This window comes from Clostridium paridis (assembly GCF_016765615.1).
GTDB classification, from domain to species: Bacteria; Bacillota; Clostridia; order Clostridiales; family Clostridiaceae; genus Clostridium_T; species Clostridium_T paridis.
Genome location: NZ_JAESWA010000026.1, coordinates 1 through 14,755, shown reverse-complemented (window position 1 = coordinate 14,755; position 14,755 = coordinate 1). Strand labels below are relative to the sequence as shown.

Sequence of the window (14,755 nt, the reverse complement as noted above, 5' to 3'; positions counted from 1 at the left end):
TCGGTTTCGGGACATTTTCAGGCATGAATAAGTTATTAGTTGAACTTAAAACCCTATTATATATATTTTTTATAACTATTCTTTACTAAGTGTTAATTATATAATTTGTTTTATCCCAATTAATATTAATAACACCCCTGCTATAATTGGAGCTTTTTCTCCAATATTCCATTTACTAAATATTTTTGCTACATAATTTCCAACCCATAAAGCTATGAAGCTAACCAAAGCAGAAAAGAACCCCACAAAAATAGGATTAACTCCTATCATTCCAGCACTAAGACCTCCACCTAGTGTATCCATTGATAAGGCTACTCCTAGCAGCGTTGCTTCCTTATAATCTATATCCTTTGAGTTATTTACATCAGCCTTTTCTGGATTCTTCATTATATCTTGTATAGAAATATCTTCATTAACTATTACTTCCTCTTCTTTATTTTTCTTATTTCTATATGGCTCAATTATAATCCAAATACCTATTCCAATTAGCAATATCATACTTAAATATGAAGATATACGTGAATTTAAAGTTTGTGAAACAACTTGCCCAGACAAAGCTGCTAATGAGGCAAAAATAAAGGTTATAAAGGAAATATATAAATTTTTAGACATGGGGATTTTAATCCCTCTAATACTATAAGCAATCCTAACACTGATGTTATCGATGTTATTTGCTAGAGCAATAAATAAAGTATATATTATACGCATATAGTTAACTCCTTTTTCCTCTTTGCTGTATATCTTATAGTATTAATTTTCAATACTATGTGTTACTTTAAGAAAAAAGATATGCCTATAACAAAAAATTAGAGGAAGATATATTTTGATTGACTCAAATCCTCCTCTAAACATATATTACCTAACATACATATCAATTAGTGTACCTAATCCTCTTTCTAAATTTCTTAATTTCTCTTTGTCTAAGCATCTTAAATATATTGCTTCAATTTGCAACATATATTTTTTCCCTTCAGATAAATGGGTCTTTCCTTCATCAAGTCTTGCTTTATAATCATCAGTTATTTTTGAAATTATATCTTTAAATTTCTCATCTGTACCCTCAGTTATTAACTCATTATAAGTATCAATAACTACGTCAGAATCTCTTTCTGAATAATATTCATGAGGATTTGTGCTATCAAATGCACAAACTCCTAACTCTCTAATAACTACCATATCAAGACTCTCTGGATCAAATCCACAATGATAAACTTCTAAATCCATTCCCCTACTCATACCTTCATCTAATATCTTCTTCAATATAGTGGATTTTCCTGTCCCTGGTCTTCCTTTAATAAGATATCTCTTGTCAAGATTTCTTGTTATATTAGGGATAAAATCCTTTGTTCCTTCTGGAGTAACTGCTTCAAAGTATCTATGATATACTTTTGATTCTTTATTTTCGCAGCTATCAGAATATATTTCCTCTACAAGAGATTTAGCCAGTTTATTAGCCTTACCGATATCTAAGTTTTCCATATATATTTCTTTTAACTTATTATAATATTTCAAAGCTTCATTAAAGGAATGTTCTGCTGCTTTGAATTCTGATTTCATTTTATCCTTAAGCTCCTCAATTTCCCGTTCTTTTTCTACTAATTCAGATTCTTTCATTATCCCTGATAAATCTATATATTCTTTACCCCTATTTACTTGAGCAATTTTTGATCCATAAATAGGATTACCATCAACAAATGCAACCTGAGCTTCTGGAATAATTACACCTTCTATATATTCATTATGCATATAACTATTTATAAGCTCTATTTCATATTCTCTTAATAGATAAGCTTGAGCAATTGATTTTATGAAAGAAGTCTTTATTATTTGAGGAGCATTTTTTACTATATATAAATCTTTAATATTACTTAATATCGAATCATAATAATTAACTTGTCCTCTTGCTGTATTACCGCCTCCGTAATAATTGATAATGTTAGCTACCATTTGAACACTTCCTCTTTAAAAATATTTCATTTTACATCTATATTATTTATATGATTTTATATTCATAAAGGTGAAGTTAATTAAAATGCATTTATTCAAATTTACCTATTTTATGTACACACACATAACCTTTTGCTTACCCGCATATTATACTTACTATAAGCCATGTATTTAAGGAGATATTATGTCCATTTATGACTTAAAACCTGAAGAATTACCTGTAGCTGCAACTATTGTAGCACTTCAACTTTCTATAGGACTCAATATTGAACAAAAAATTATACTCGGTACCTTCTTACAAAATATTGGAAGTAATTTAACTTTTATGGCTGCACAACAAGCTATTATTAGAGATAGAGTTAAGGAAGCCTCTACTTCTGCGGATACTACAACTACTGCAACAGGAGCCGCAACTGCTGCTGCTGCTGGTATTCCTACTTTTTAACCCAATATACTTTTCAGGGTATACCTTTGTCATTTAAACCTTATACCAAAACAGTCGCTAATTGCATAGTTAAATTCGTTAGCTCTCACTAAAGTTAGTTGTGATTAATTATCTCCTTGTTGATATATGGAATAAACTGCTGTAAAATATATATTGTAATTATTTATAAGCTTGGATAAAAGGACATAAATAAGTTTTATCTATATAGTTAAAACTCTATAATCTTCTTTTAACTGACCTTAACCTTTTTTATTCTAATTTTCTTTCTTATTGCAAGGTATTACTAAGCAAAAGGATTTGAAGACAAATATCGATGCTATGATAGCATAATATACTTATTTGTTTATAAAAATTTACCTTCTGCTTTGCGGAGGGTTTTTATATTTTAGAATACAAATTACTTTAATTAAATTTTTCAATAGTATATTGAAGGTACTACTGGAGGTTCTATGGAAGATAAAAATAGGGTTGGCGTAGTTGCTATCGTTCTTGATAGCATTGAATCTGCACCTAAAGTTAATGAAATACTTCATGATTTTGCCTCTATCATCGTAGGGAGAATGGGCATTCCTTATAAAGAAAAAGGAGTTTCAGTAATTTCAATTATCGTTGATGGGACAACAGATGAAATAGGTGCCTTAACTGGTAAGCTTGGAAGAGTTACAAATGTACAAGTTAAATCTGCTATAACTAAAAAGTAATATTAAGGAGTGTCGTTGTTATGATTAGAGAATACAAGGCTGAAGAATTTATAATTGAGGAAGAAATTCATCAAAGTATTTCTGAAGGTGAAAAATTAGCAAAAGACAAGGATTACGTAAAATCTTTACTTGAAAGATCTAGAGACTTCAAGGGATTAACTCATAGAGAAGCTGCTGTTTTATTAGCCGTTCAAGACGAAGATTTAGTAAACGAAATGTTCAAAGTTGCTAGAGAAATAAAAGAAAGAATATATGGAAACAGAATTGTTCTATTTGCTCCACTTTATTTATCAAACTATTGTGTAAATAATTGTGAATACTGTGGATATCAACACTGCAATAATGATTTATTAAGGAAGAAATTATCTCAAGAGCAAATAGCTGAAGAAGTTAAAGCCTTAGAAGCAATGGGACATAAAAGACTTGCACTAGAACTAGGTGAAGACCCTATAAACAATCCTCTTGAATATGTTCTTGAATCTCTTAAGACCATTTATTCACTTAAGTTTGATAATGGTGCTATAAGAAGATGTAATGTTAATATAGCCGCAACTACCGTTGAGGATTACAAAAAATTAAAAGATGCTGGAATTGGTACCTATATCTTATTCCAAGAAACATATCACAAACCAACCTACGAAAGACTTCATCCTCAAGGACCTAAGCATGACTATAATTGGCACACTACTGCAATGCACAGAGCAAGAGCTGCTGGAATAGATGATGTTGGTATGGGTGTACTTTACGGATTATATGATCATAAATATGATACTGTTGCTATGTTACTGCACGCTGAGCATCTTGATAAGGAAACAGGAGTTGGTCCTCACACTCTATCTGTTCCAAGATTAAGACCTGCTGAAAATGTTGACTTTTCTACTTATCCTCATATGGTTAAGGACGAGGATTTCAAAAAGTTAGTAGCTATTTTAAGAATTGCTGTTCCTTATACAGGTATTATCTTATCAACAAGAGAAGAAGCCAGTTTCAGAGAAGAAGTTTTATCTGTAGGAGTTTCTCAAGTTTCTGCTGGTTCTTGTACTGGTGTAGGTGGATATTCTGATACTAATAAGGAAAAAGAAAATACAGCTCAATTTGAGGTTAGTGATGAAAGAAGTCCAAGCGAAGTAATGAGAAGTTTATGTAGCCAAGGATATATTCCAAGCTATTGTACTGCTTGTTATAGAGAAGGAAGAACTGGTGAAAGATTCATGGCCTTAGCTAAAAGTGGACAAATCCATAATGTTTGTCAACCTAACGCTCTATTAACTTTTAAAGAATATTTAATTGATTATGCTGATGAAGAAACTAAAAAAGTTGGAGAAGAAGCTATAGCTAAAAATCTTCAATTAATTCCAAATGAAGCAGCTAGAAAAGCTTGTGAAGATAAGCTTCAAAGAATCCAAAATGGTGAAAGAGATTTACGTTTTTAATATAAAAAATCTTAAAAACAAGCTTGGACTTATGTCCAAGCTTGTTTAATTTTATCAGGTTATAAATCTTAACATTAAAGGAATAGTAGCTATCGAAAACAGTGTACTAATAAACACTGTAAATGCAGCAAAATCTTTATTCTTATTATAATTTTCTGCAAATATTGATGTAGTTGCTGCTACTGGCATAGCTTCACATGCAATAATAACATTTGTAGGTAAAGATTTAATTCCTAAGATAATTACTATTATATATAAAATAACTGGTACCAAAATTAATTTTGCAAATACTCCATAGTATAAATAAATATCTTTTATTCCCTTCCTTATTGATACATTGGCCATCATACTCCCAGTTATTATCATTGAAATAGGTGTTGTCATCCCTCCAACCATACTAACGACATTTTCAATAACTAATGGCATTTTAACTGGAGATACCATAACTACCGCTCCTATAACAACAGATATAATTCCTGGATTAATAAATATCTTTTTTAAATCCCTTATATTCTCCTTACCATTAAACAACATCACTCCATAGCTCCAAAGAAATACTGTAAATGCCATATTAAATATAGATGCATAGGCTAATCCTTCTTTTCCATATATACTCTCAATTATTGGAAAACCTATAAATCCGCAATTTGAAAATACTGTGGCAAATTTTAATATCTCTTTCTTTTCTCCATTAACTTTTGAATATAGTAGCTTAGAAATTAGTATTATAATTAAAAATGAAAGAAAACTATATCCCAGTGACTTAAAAAGATTTAAAATAATTTCACTGTTATACTTTATATTAAACGAATTAATTATAAGAAGCGGTAAAGTTATATTAATAAGCAAGGATGATAATCCTTTATTAATTTCTTCATTTAATATCTTTTTCTTATTTCCATAGAAACCTACTAGCATTATTAAAAAAATTTCCCCAATTTGTGAATATAAATTCATACATGCCCCCTACATTTAAGTTTTATGTAATTATACCAATTCTATAGTTCTTTATAAACAAATAAATGTATAAGTTAAAACTTTATTTTAAAAGTAAATATTTATTAACTTATGTATTTTGCACTCTATATTCCTCTATAATTAAATAAAGAATAATTTTTAGGAGGATCCTATCTTGAATAAATATGAAAGAAGCTGGATTTTGCAAGATTTCGGTAATTCTGCATATTCAATAGTAATTACAACAGCTATACTTCCTGTATTTTTCAAACAAGTTGCAGCTAATAACATGGCAGATAATATTTCTACAGCATATTGGGGTTATGCAAACGCACTTGCCACATTAATTATTTCAATCTTAGCTCCATTTCTAGGGACAATTGCTGATTATAAAGGTTATAAGAAGAAATTTTTTACTTGTTTCTTATTGATTGGAGTTATTTCAACTGCACTTTTAGCAACCGTTTCTGAAGGTAACTGGCTAATGTGCTTAGCTATTTATATTTTTACTACGATCGGATTTTCTGGCTCTAATATTTTCTATGATTCTTTTCTTACAGATGTAACCGAAAATTCAAAAATGGATAAGGTCTCTTCCTACGGATATGCTTGGGGATACATTGGTGGTACCATTCCCTTTCTTATATGTATACTAATTATCACGAATGCTTCATCCTTAGGAATATCTACTATCTTTGCTACTCAACTTTCTTTTTTAATAACATCTATATGGTGGTTACTTTTTTCTTTTCCGATACTTAGAAATGTTAACCAAAAATATTATATTGATGATGACCCTAAAACAATCATTAAAGAGCTTAAAAAACTTTGGATTGCACTAAAAAAATTAAAGAACAATAGAAATGTCTTTCTATTTCTTTTAGCCTTTTTCTTTTATATAGATGGAGTTCATACTGTTTTCACCATGGCTACTGCCTATGGCATAGATATTGGAATCGATAGTAATACAATAATGAAAATACTTGTAGTTATACAAATAGTAGCTTTTCCTTTCGCTATTCTATATGGAATACTCGCAAAGAAGTTCTCTACTAAGACTATGATTTTAATAGGCATCATAACTTACACTATAGTATCAATTTACGCATTTTTTATTAAAACTCAATTTGATTTTTGGATACTGTCTATTTTAGTTGCCAGTGCACAAGGTGGAATTCAAGCACTTAGTCGTTCTTTTTATGGCAAGATAATTCCAAAGGAAAATTCAGCTGAATATTTTGGAATTTATAATATATTTGGAAGAATTTCAGCTGTTATAGGACCACTCCTAATTGGTATAATCGGAACAATTACCGGCAGCTCAAAATATGGAATTTTAAGTTTAGTTATCTTATTCTTTATAGGTGGTTTTTTATTCTTAAAGGTAAAAAATGATAATTCTGAAATCTCTATTTAATAAAGTAAAAAACTGATCTTTCAAATTGAAAAATCAGTTTTTATATTTTAAGCTAAGCAAGTTTACATTTTAAATAATTGTGGTGACCCACCGGGGAATCGAACCCCGGACACCATGATTAAAAGTCATGTGCTCTACCGACTGAGCTAGTGGATCTTAATGCACAACATCCTCAAGTATTGTATACCACTTTATATTTTTTGTCAACCAAAGCTTTCTATTATATAGGTTTTCCGAAATATATATTTATATACTTAGTAGACCGCAATGTTTTTTTATTGTTTCTACAGATTTGTTAAACTTAATTTGTTCCTCTTCTGTCATTTCTATTTCTACTAATTCTTTTACTCCATCCTTATTCAAAACTGCTGGTACCCCAGCAAATACATTATTAAATCCATATTCTCCTTCTAATAATGTTGATACTGGAATTATTTTATTTTCATCATTAAATATTGCCTTAATTATTCCAACTGCAGCAGTCGCAATTCCATAATAAGTAGTTCCTTTTCTATTAAAAACAGCCCATCCTGCCTGTGCAGTATCTAAGGTAAGCTTATCTAAATCTACATTACCGATTCTGTCTTTATTATCCTTTATTACTTTACTAAAAGGCTTTCCTCCAATATATACATGAGACCATGGAACCATTTGAGAATCACCATGTTCACCCATAGAATACGCTTGAACGCTTCTAGGATCTACTTGAACTAGATCTGCAATAAAGTGTTTTAATCTTGCTGAATCAACTGAGGTTCCTGTTCCAATTACATGGCTCTTAGGTAGTCCAGATAGTTTCCATACATAGTATGCCATTATATCAACTGGATTAGAGATTATAATAAAATGACCATTAAACCCGCTTTTCATAATTGGCTCTACTATTGATTTCATTATTCTAGCTGAAGCCTCTAAAGTGTCCAATCTACTTTGACCTGGTTTTGGTGGTGGACCTGCTGTAATAATTATTGCATCTACATCTGCACAATCTTCATAGCTTCCTGCTCTAACCTTAGTGTGTTGGTCTAAATATTCAATACAATGACTTAAATCCATTGCTTCACCTAAAGCTTTTTCATGATTAATATCAATCATTATTATTTCTTCACAAACTCCTTGAGTAACTAAACTAAAGCCTGCACTGGATCCTACAAGGCCAGTTCCAACAATAGCAACTTTTCTAGACTTTATGGCCATTATTTTCCCTCCTAAAAAACTACATTATATAAGCAATTTTACTATTGCTTTCTTATATATTATAATTAGTATATATCATTAATTGACCTGTAACAATTTATCATTCAAATCTTCTTATTATCTAAAATATGGATTCAATACAAATTAAATAAATTATTGAAATTCCTTTAATTTGGGTTATAATATACTAATGAATAATAAAAATATCAGTTAAAACTTTCATACAATGAAAATTATAGAATTAATGACATTTTTAGAGATTGCCTAGTATCCCTATATGTTTTATAATATTTGTATACTAGAAAATTTATATTAAAAAGTAGGTGTACTTTATGAAAATTTCAACCAAAGGAAGATACGGTATTCAACTAATGTTGGATTTGGCTATACACTATAATCAGCAATTAGTACCATTAAAAGATATAGCATCCCGTCAAGAAATTTCCGAAAAATATCTTGAACAAATAATAACTCCACTAAATAAATCTGGGTATGTTAGAAGTGTTAGAGGTTCTCAAGGTGGATATATGTTAGCTCTTGAACCTTCAAAAATCACAATCGGAATGCTCTTAAGAGTATTAGAGGGTCCATTGTACCCTGTTGATTGCGCAGCTACTGATAATCCAAACTGTGATCGTGCTTCAACCTGTGTTACCATTGGCATATGGAAAAAAATGAAAGAAGCTGTTGAAAGTGTGGTTGATAACATATCACTTGAAGATTTAGTTGAAGAGTATAAATCAAAAATCGAGCCAGATTTCTGTATTTAGGTTTTATAAGTTATTCTTATAAAACCTTCTTTATTTTATGTCGAACTTAAGTCCCATATTGTAACTATCTGTTTTTATATTTCATAGTATAACCTATAAATTAATTATTATATATTTTAGAGAGGTATTACTATGTGCGGAATTTCAGGATGGATTGATTTTTCTAAGGATTTACTCCCTTTCTATAATGTTATAGAATCAATGAATGAAACTCTTAAACTGAGAGGTCCTGATAGTGAAGGCTTTTTCTCAAACAATAATGTTCTCCTTGGACACAGACGTCTTATAGTTGTTGACCCAGAAGGTGGAAAACAACCTATGATAAAGCATCTCAATTCTAATACTTACGTTTTAGTTTATAATGGAGAGCTTTATAATACTGAAGACTTAAGAAAAGAACTCCTTTCCTATGGACATACATTTAACTCTTATTCTGATACTGAAGTATTATTAACCTCATATATTCATTGGGGAATTAATTGTGTAGATAAATTAAATGGAATCTTTTCTTTTTGCATCTACGACAAAAATTCTCATAATATTTTCTTAGTTAGGGACCCACTAGGGGTTAAACCTTTATTTTACTCAATTAAAGGATCTTCTTTAATATTTGGTTCTGAAATAAAAACTTTACTTGCTCACCCTTATATAACTTCACAAGTAGATGAAGATGGGCTAACTGAACTTCTTGCTTTAGGTCCTGCTACTGCACCAGGAAGTGCAATTTTTAAAGATATTAAAGAAATTCCCCCTGGATTCTTTTTGAACTTTTCACCAAACGGATATTATCTAAAAGAATATTGGAAACTCACTGCAGAAGATTTTAATGAAACTCAAGATGATGCCAAAGAACACTTAAAAGCACTTTTAACTGATGCTATTACAAGACAATTGGTTGGTGATGTTCCACTATCAACTTTTTTATCAGGTGGCTTAGATTCTTCAGTAATATCCGCTATTGCATCAAAAGAATTTAAAGCAAAAGGGAAAAAACTAACTACTTACTCAATTAACTTTGAAGAAAATGAAACCTACTTTAAATCATCACTTTTCCAGCCAACCCCTGATGAAGAATGGGCGCTATTTATGTCAAAAAACATAGATAGTAGTCATCACACAATATTGTTAAACAATCTAGATTTAGTTACAAACTTGAAAGATGCCTTAATTGCTAGAGATCTACCTGGTATGGCAGATATAGATTCATCTCTCCTCTTGGCTTGTAAAGAAATTCGGGAGGATTTTGTAATTGGTTTATCTGGTGAATGTGCTGATGAAATCTTAGGTGGATACCCATGGTTTACAAATAAAGATATGATGAATGCCACTACCTTCCCTTGGGCAAGATCTACTTCAAGCAAAATAGATATTTTAAATCCTTCTCTTAAGCATTTAAAACTTCAGGAAGTTGTAGATGCTAACTATAATGATTCTATTTCGAGAGTATCTCATTTAGATGGTGAAAGTTCTTTAGATTATAGAATGAGGGAGTTATTCTATTTAAATGTTAAGTGGTTTATGGTAAATCTATTAAACCGAAAAGATAGAATGAGTATGTCAAATTCCCTAGAAGTTAGAGTTCCTTTTGCAGATATTAGATTAGTTCAGTATGCCTTTAACTTACCTTCTAATATAAAATTCCTCAATGGACGAGAGAAAGGACTTCTTAGAGAATCTTTAAAAGGAATACTTCCGGATGAAATTGTTGAGAGAAAAAAGAGTCCTTATCCAAAGACCTATCATCCTATTTACACTGAAGAAGTGTGTAAGGAAATGAATAGGATACTAAACACACCATCTTCTCCATTACTAAATATTATTGATAAGAAGAAAATTCAAGAGATAGTTGACACCAAAGGAACTTCCTATAAGATTCCTTGGTATGGACAGTTAATGATGGGCCCACAATTTATAGCTTATTTAATTCAACTAAACTTATGGTTAGATCTATATAATATACAGCTAGTTAAATAAAAAAGGTTAGGATTTCTCCTAACCTCTTATATTTTATTTCATTAATTTTTTCATGTGTGAAACTATTGGATCAGCTAAAGTTCCAACTACTATTTGGTAGTTTCCTTCGCCCATTTTCATAATTCCTGAAGCACCTAATTTCTTAAGTTCTTTTTCATTAATCTTACTTCCATCAGCTACTGATAATCTGATTCTAGTTACACATGCATCTATAGTTTCAACGTTTCCTTTTCCGCCTATAGCATCAAGTATTCCTTGAGCTTTAACTGCTAAATCTGATGAACCTTTTGATGAACTTCTAACTTCTACATCTTCAGCATCTTCATCTTCTCTACCTGGAGTCTTAATATCAAACTTCTTAATGAAGAATAAGAATACAAAGTAGTAAATTGCAGCAAATACTAATCCAACTAATGCTAATCCTAATGGATTGCTTGTATTTGGCTTATTGAAGTTTAATGCATAATCGATAAATCCTGCTGAGAAACCAAATCCTATTTTCATGTTAAGAGCATATGTTACTGCTCCTGCTACACCAGTTAACACTGCATGTATTCCGTATAGAACTGGTGCTATAAACATAAATGAGAATTCTATTGGTTCTGTAATACCAGTTAAGAATGAAGTAAATGCTAATCCTAATAACATACCAGTAACTTCTTTTCTTCTTTCTTTCTTAGCTGCTGTAATCATAGCTAAGCAAGCTGCTGGTAAACCAAACATCATTATTGGGAAGAAACCAGTCATAAATTGACCAGAGTTTGGATCTCCTGCGAAGTATCTTGTTAAGTCTCCTCTTACGATTTCTCCAGCTGCATTTGTGAATGTTCCAAATTGGAACCAGAATATTGAATTCATTACGTGATGTAATCCAAATGGAATTAATAATCTGTTTAATAAACCGAATCCGAATGTTCCTACTGAACCTGAGTTAGCAACTGCATTACCGAATGTATCTAATCCCCATTGAATTCTTATCCATCCATATCCTGCTAACACACCAAGAATTAAACATACAAGTGAAGTAACGATTGGTACAAATCTCTTACCACCAAAGAATCCAAGGAATTGTGGTACTTTAATATCTTTATACTTATTGTATAATTCACCTGCAACAATACCAACTATAATACCGGCTAATACTCCCATATTAATATCTTTATTGAAAGTAGCAGCAACTTCTGTAATTACAAAATAACCAACTGCTGATGATAAAGCTGCAACTCCATTATTTTCTTCAGCTAATCCTACTGCTATACCTATAGCAAATAGTAATGCTAAGTGACCAAATACAGCATTTCCTGCTGCTGCCATCCATGGAATTCCTTTTTCCATTAAGTATTGATTTCCTGTCCAAGCCCAAACGTCATTTTGACCTAGTCTTAACATAAGTGCTGCTGCAGGCATTACTGCTACTGGTGTCATTAATGACTTACCTATTCTTTGAAGGTAAGCAAGAACTCTGTTGTTTCCTTTTGACATTTTGAAAACCTCCTAATAAATTTTTTTCGATACAGATGGTTATCAATGAATAATTGCAAATAAAAAAGCTGAAAAGAATATACATAATACATTCTTTCCAGCTAATGCCCTAAATAGTTACACGCTGTATCGATTAATATCTTTAATTACAAATTCAGTATATACCAACCTATTTTACTTGTCAACGGTTTCAGTGAAAAATTTTTTAAAATCTTAAGAACTTATTATTTATCCCCCTAAGTTATTGACAACAAATATCTGTGACGTTATAATTTAATTAAACGTGTTACTGTTTATCAGGCATAAGTTTAATATAAACTTATGCCTTTTTTAATACCATGAAAACAATTTAGTGAATTTATTTTTAGGAAGGAAGTGAACTATCCTAATTATTTATTATAATTAGGTATTACTATGTTTGGATTATTTAGCAAAGAAGTTAAAATTATAGCTCCAGTATCTGGTAAAACAATTGACTTATCTCAAGTACCTGATGAGGTATTCGCTCAAAAAATGGCTGGTGACGGAGTAGCTATTGATACTACTGGAGATTTAATCGTAGCTCCTGCTGATGGAGAACTTACATTACTTTTTAAAACAAAGCATGCTTTTGCTATGACTCTTTCAGATGGTACGGAGCTTTTAATACATGTTGGTTTAGAAACTGTATCCCTAGAAGGTGAAGGGTTTGAAGCTTTAGCTGAGCAAGGTTCTAAAATAAAGGCTGGAACACCTATCTTAAAAATAGATAGAGATTTTATAAAATCAAAAGGTCTATCTTTAATTACTCCAGTTTTAATTACTAACCCAGATAACTTAAAAAACTTAAATGCTGTGATTGGTGAAGATGTTCATGCTGGTAAAGATACAGTTATAACTTATAAAAAGTAATAATAAAAAAGGGTGCTATATTAGCACCCTTTATATTTTAACCTTTTTTAGCGAAACTCTAAATCTCTCAATATGCATAGCTAAGTAAGCTACTTCATCTTCCACAACCTTAACATCTTCTAAATTATCTTCTAATATCACGGCTACATTCTGAGCTATTTTATATGACTTTCGATACTTTTTCTTAATTTCTTGTATTAAGTCGTTTGCAATAGGACTGTTTGTGGTTATTCTTTCTATTGCAAATCTTAAATGAGTTAAAAATCTAGCATAATCTAATGACTTTCTATCTATTTCAACTTCTAATGCATCCTCAACATATTCAATTATTGTATTACTAATAAAACTATATTTTATTGTATTAGAAAGCTTACCATTCTTTCTAGCAGAGTGTATATGAAGTGCTATAAATCCTACTTCTCCATCTGGAATATAAACACCCAGTTTTTCTTGTATCCTATCTGCAATATCTTGTGCTAAACTAAATTCCTTTTTGTATAGTGTCTCTACTTCTGCAACGAATGGATTTTGTATTTCTTCATTGTTTTTTAGCCTTTTAATAGCAAAAGATAAGTGATCTGTTAGTGCTATGTGAATGTTTTCACTCAATTCTTCTCCTAGCTCTTTTGATATATAGAATATCAATTCCTCGCAGAATCCAATAAATTCATTATCTACATTATTAGTTAACTCTCTGAAATTTCTTAAATTGTCCTTATCTTCTATTACAAATATCTTTTCTATTTCTGTTCCTTTTGTAATTTGATCTCCAGGTCTTTTACCAAAGCCGATCCCCTTTTCAAATAATAATTTTTCTCTACCCCCTGCTTCCACGAGAACTATATTATTATTGAAGGCTTTTATAATTTTACAATCTTGCTCCAAGGCCTTTTGCATTTCTACACCCTCTATCCATTCATACTTATATATTTATTCTAATTATATTTTCATATAAATTCAATTATTATATTTTTATTTCATACTATAATTATGTAATAATATACAAAAAACGAGGACCTATATCTATAGGATTACCTCGTTGCTTTCCAAATCTAAATTATATTTAATATTTTGGTGGCTTACCGGGGAATCGAACCCCGGACACCATGATTAAAAGTCATGTGCTCTACCGACTGAGCTAGTAAACCATATAAATTGGCGATTCCCTACTCTCCCACACAGTCTCCCGTGCAGTACCATCGGCATCTCAAAGCTTAACCGTCCTGTTCGAAATGGGAAGGGGTGTTACCTTTGTATCATCATCACCAATTTTACCTCTAAAATTTCTATATCCTTCGCATTGCGTTGTCGCCGGCATCCCTTTGGTGCTCACGTAACTTGAAGTACGTTCCGCTCCGCGCTCTTTGACTCCTAGCACTGCTCGAATCTATCAATTTTAATGTGAAAAAACATTATTGTATTAATATGTTCTTTCAAAATTGCACATAATATCCAGTTGTTTTTATTTGGTCAAGCCCTCGATCTATTAGTATGAGTCAGCTAAATATGTTACCACACTTACACCCCTCACCTATCAACCT

At 31.0% G+C, this 14,755-nt stretch carries 13 protein-coding genes, 2 tRNA genes and 1 rRNA gene; 7 read left to right on the top strand and 9 right to left on the bottom strand.

Annotated features, from left to right (window positions below; genetic code table 11):
* Positions 1-96: 96 nt before the first annotated feature.
* Both ytaF and JK634_RS17465 read right to left on the bottom strand, forming a co-directional pair.
* Positions 97-741: a sporulation membrane protein YtaF gene (ytaF, locus tag JK634_RS17470; RefSeq protein WP_420839050.1), complete on the bottom strand. Its 645-nt coding sequence runs from the start codon at positions 739-741 to the stop codon at positions 97-99.
* 114 nt (positions 742-855) lie between these two features.
* Positions 856-1,947, bottom strand: a complete 1,092-nt coding sequence (locus JK634_RS17465; protein ID WP_202769015.1) for a hypothetical protein — start codon at positions 1,945-1,947, stop codon at positions 856-858.
* A gap of 184 nt (positions 1,948-2,131) precedes the next feature.
* On the opposite strand from JK634_RS17465, the gene JK634_RS17460 reads away from it, so the two are divergent.
* From JK634_RS17460 to hydG, 3 genes are all read left to right on the top strand, one after another.
* Entirely contained in the window at positions 2,132-2,392 is a 261-nt protein-coding gene (locus JK634_RS17460) for a hypothetical protein (RefSeq protein ID WP_202769014.1), read from the top strand.
* A 449-nt stretch (positions 2,393-2,841) separates the two neighbouring features.
* Positions 2,842-3,093, top strand: coding sequence for a TM1266 family iron-only hydrogenase system putative regulator (locus JK634_RS17455; RefSeq protein WP_202769013.1), 252 nt, complete (start codon positions 2,842-2,844; stop codon positions 3,091-3,093).
* A gap of 20 nt (positions 3,094-3,113) precedes the next feature.
* Positions 3,114-4,526, top strand: a complete 1,413-nt coding sequence (hydG, locus tag JK634_RS17450; RefSeq protein ID WP_202769012.1) for a [FeFe] hydrogenase H-cluster radical SAM maturase HydG — start codon at positions 3,114-3,116, stop codon at positions 4,524-4,526.
* A 54-nt stretch (positions 4,527-4,580) separates the two neighbouring features.
* Here the strand turns inward: hydG and JK634_RS17445 are convergent, their stop codons facing one another.
* A complete protein-coding gene (locus JK634_RS17445; protein WP_202769011.1) occupies positions 4,581-5,483 on the bottom strand; it encodes an AEC family transporter in 903 nt (300 codons plus the stop codon).
* Between the two features lie 175 nt (positions 5,484-5,658).
* On the opposite strand from JK634_RS17445, the gene JK634_RS17440 reads away from it, so the two are divergent.
* Positions 5,659-6,900, top strand: a complete 1,242-nt coding sequence (locus JK634_RS17440) for an MFS transporter (RefSeq protein WP_207753669.1) — start codon at positions 5,659-5,661, stop codon at positions 6,898-6,900.
* Positions 6,901-6,980: 80 nt separating this feature from the next.
* Here JK634_RS17440 and JK634_RS17435 read toward each other — a convergent pair.
* Positions 6,981-7,056: transfer RNA gene (locus JK634_RS17435), tRNA-Lys, on the bottom strand.
* Between the two features lie 90 nt (positions 7,057-7,146).
* Positions 7,147-8,097 carry an L-lactate dehydrogenase gene (locus JK634_RS17430; protein WP_202769010.1) on the bottom strand — a complete coding sequence of 317 codons (951 nt, stop codon included), beginning with the start codon at positions 8,095-8,097 and terminating at the stop codon, positions 7,147-7,149.
* A 332-nt stretch (positions 8,098-8,429) separates the two neighbouring features.
* Here JK634_RS17430 and JK634_RS17425 point away from each other — a divergent pair, with 332 nt between their 5' ends.
* Both JK634_RS17425 and asnB read left to right on the top strand, forming a co-directional pair.
* Positions 8,430-8,867: an RrF2 family transcriptional regulator gene (locus JK634_RS17425; protein WP_202769009.1), complete on the top strand. Its 438-nt coding sequence runs from the start codon at positions 8,430-8,432 to the stop codon at positions 8,865-8,867.
* A gap of 132 nt (positions 8,868-8,999) precedes the next feature.
* On the top strand, positions 9,000-10,841 hold the full coding sequence (gene asnB, locus JK634_RS17420; protein ID WP_202769008.1) for an asparagine synthase (glutamine-hydrolyzing): 1,842 nt from the start codon (positions 9,000-9,002) through the stop codon (positions 10,839-10,841).
* A 33-nt stretch (positions 10,842-10,874) separates the two neighbouring features.
* Here asnB and nagE read toward each other — a convergent pair whose 3' ends face one another.
* Positions 10,875-12,323, bottom strand: a complete 1,449-nt coding sequence (gene nagE, locus JK634_RS17415) for an N-acetylglucosamine-specific PTS transporter subunit IIBC (RefSeq protein WP_202769007.1) — start codon at positions 12,321-12,323, stop codon at positions 10,875-10,877.
* A gap of 414 nt (positions 12,324-12,737) precedes the next feature.
* On the opposite strand from nagE, the gene JK634_RS17410 reads away from it, so the two are divergent.
* Complete coding sequence (locus JK634_RS17410) at positions 12,738-13,214, top strand: PTS sugar transporter subunit IIA (RefSeq protein WP_202769006.1); 477 nt, start codon at positions 12,738-12,740, stop codon at positions 13,212-13,214.
* Positions 13,215-13,244: 30 nt separating this feature from the next.
* Here JK634_RS17410 and glcT read toward each other — a convergent pair whose 3' ends face one another.
* The 3 genes from glcT to rrf all read right to left on the bottom strand — a co-directional run bounded on the left by glcT (position 13,245) and on the right by rrf (position 14,484).
* Entirely contained in the window at positions 13,245-14,111 is an 867-nt protein-coding gene (glcT, locus tag JK634_RS17405; protein WP_202769005.1) for a glucose PTS transporter transcription antiterminator GlcT, read from the bottom strand.
* Between the two features lie 175 nt (positions 14,112-14,286).
* Positions 14,287-14,362 (bottom strand) — tRNA-Lys (locus JK634_RS17400).
* A 5-nt stretch (positions 14,363-14,367) separates the two neighbouring features.
* Positions 14,368-14,484, bottom strand: a 5S ribosomal RNA gene (rrf, locus tag JK634_RS17395).
* Positions 14,485-14,755: the final 271 nt, after the last annotated feature.

Coding starts and splice junctions, on each gene's coding strand:
- asnB (WP_202769008.1), top strand. CDS start 9,000: ATGTGCGGAATTTCAGGATGGATTGATTTTTCTAAGGATTTACTCCCT.
- JK634_RS17460 (WP_202769014.1), top strand. CDS start 2,132: ATGTCCATTTATGACTTAAAACCTGAAGAATTACCTGTAGCTGCAACT.
- JK634_RS17410 (WP_202769006.1), top strand. CDS start 12,738: ATGTTTGGATTATTTAGCAAAGAAGTTAAAATTATAGCTCCAGTATCT.
- hydG (WP_202769012.1), top strand. CDS start 3,114: ATGATTAGAGAATACAAGGCTGAAGAATTTATAATTGAGGAAGAAATT.
- glcT (WP_202769005.1), bottom strand. CDS start 14,111: ATGCAAAAGGCCTTGGAGCAAGATTGTAAAATTATAAAAGCCTTCAAT.
- JK634_RS17465 (WP_202769015.1), bottom strand. CDS start 1,947: ATGGTAGCTAACATTATCAATTATTACGGAGGCGGTAATACAGCAAGA.
- nagE (WP_202769007.1), bottom strand. CDS start 12,323: ATGTCAAAAGGAAACAACAGAGTTCTTGCTTACCTTCAAAGAATAGGT.
- JK634_RS17445 (WP_202769011.1), bottom strand. CDS start 5,483: ATGAATTTATATTCACAAATTGGGGAAATTTTTTTAATAATGCTAGTA.
- JK634_RS17430 (WP_202769010.1), bottom strand. CDS start 8,097: ATGGCCATAAAGTCTAGAAAAGTTGCTATTGTTGGAACTGGCCTTGTA.
- JK634_RS17455 (WP_202769013.1), top strand. CDS start 2,842: ATGGAAGATAAAAATAGGGTTGGCGTAGTTGCTATCGTTCTTGATAGC.
- JK634_RS17425 (WP_202769009.1), top strand. CDS start 8,430: ATGAAAATTTCAACCAAAGGAAGATACGGTATTCAACTAATGTTGGAT.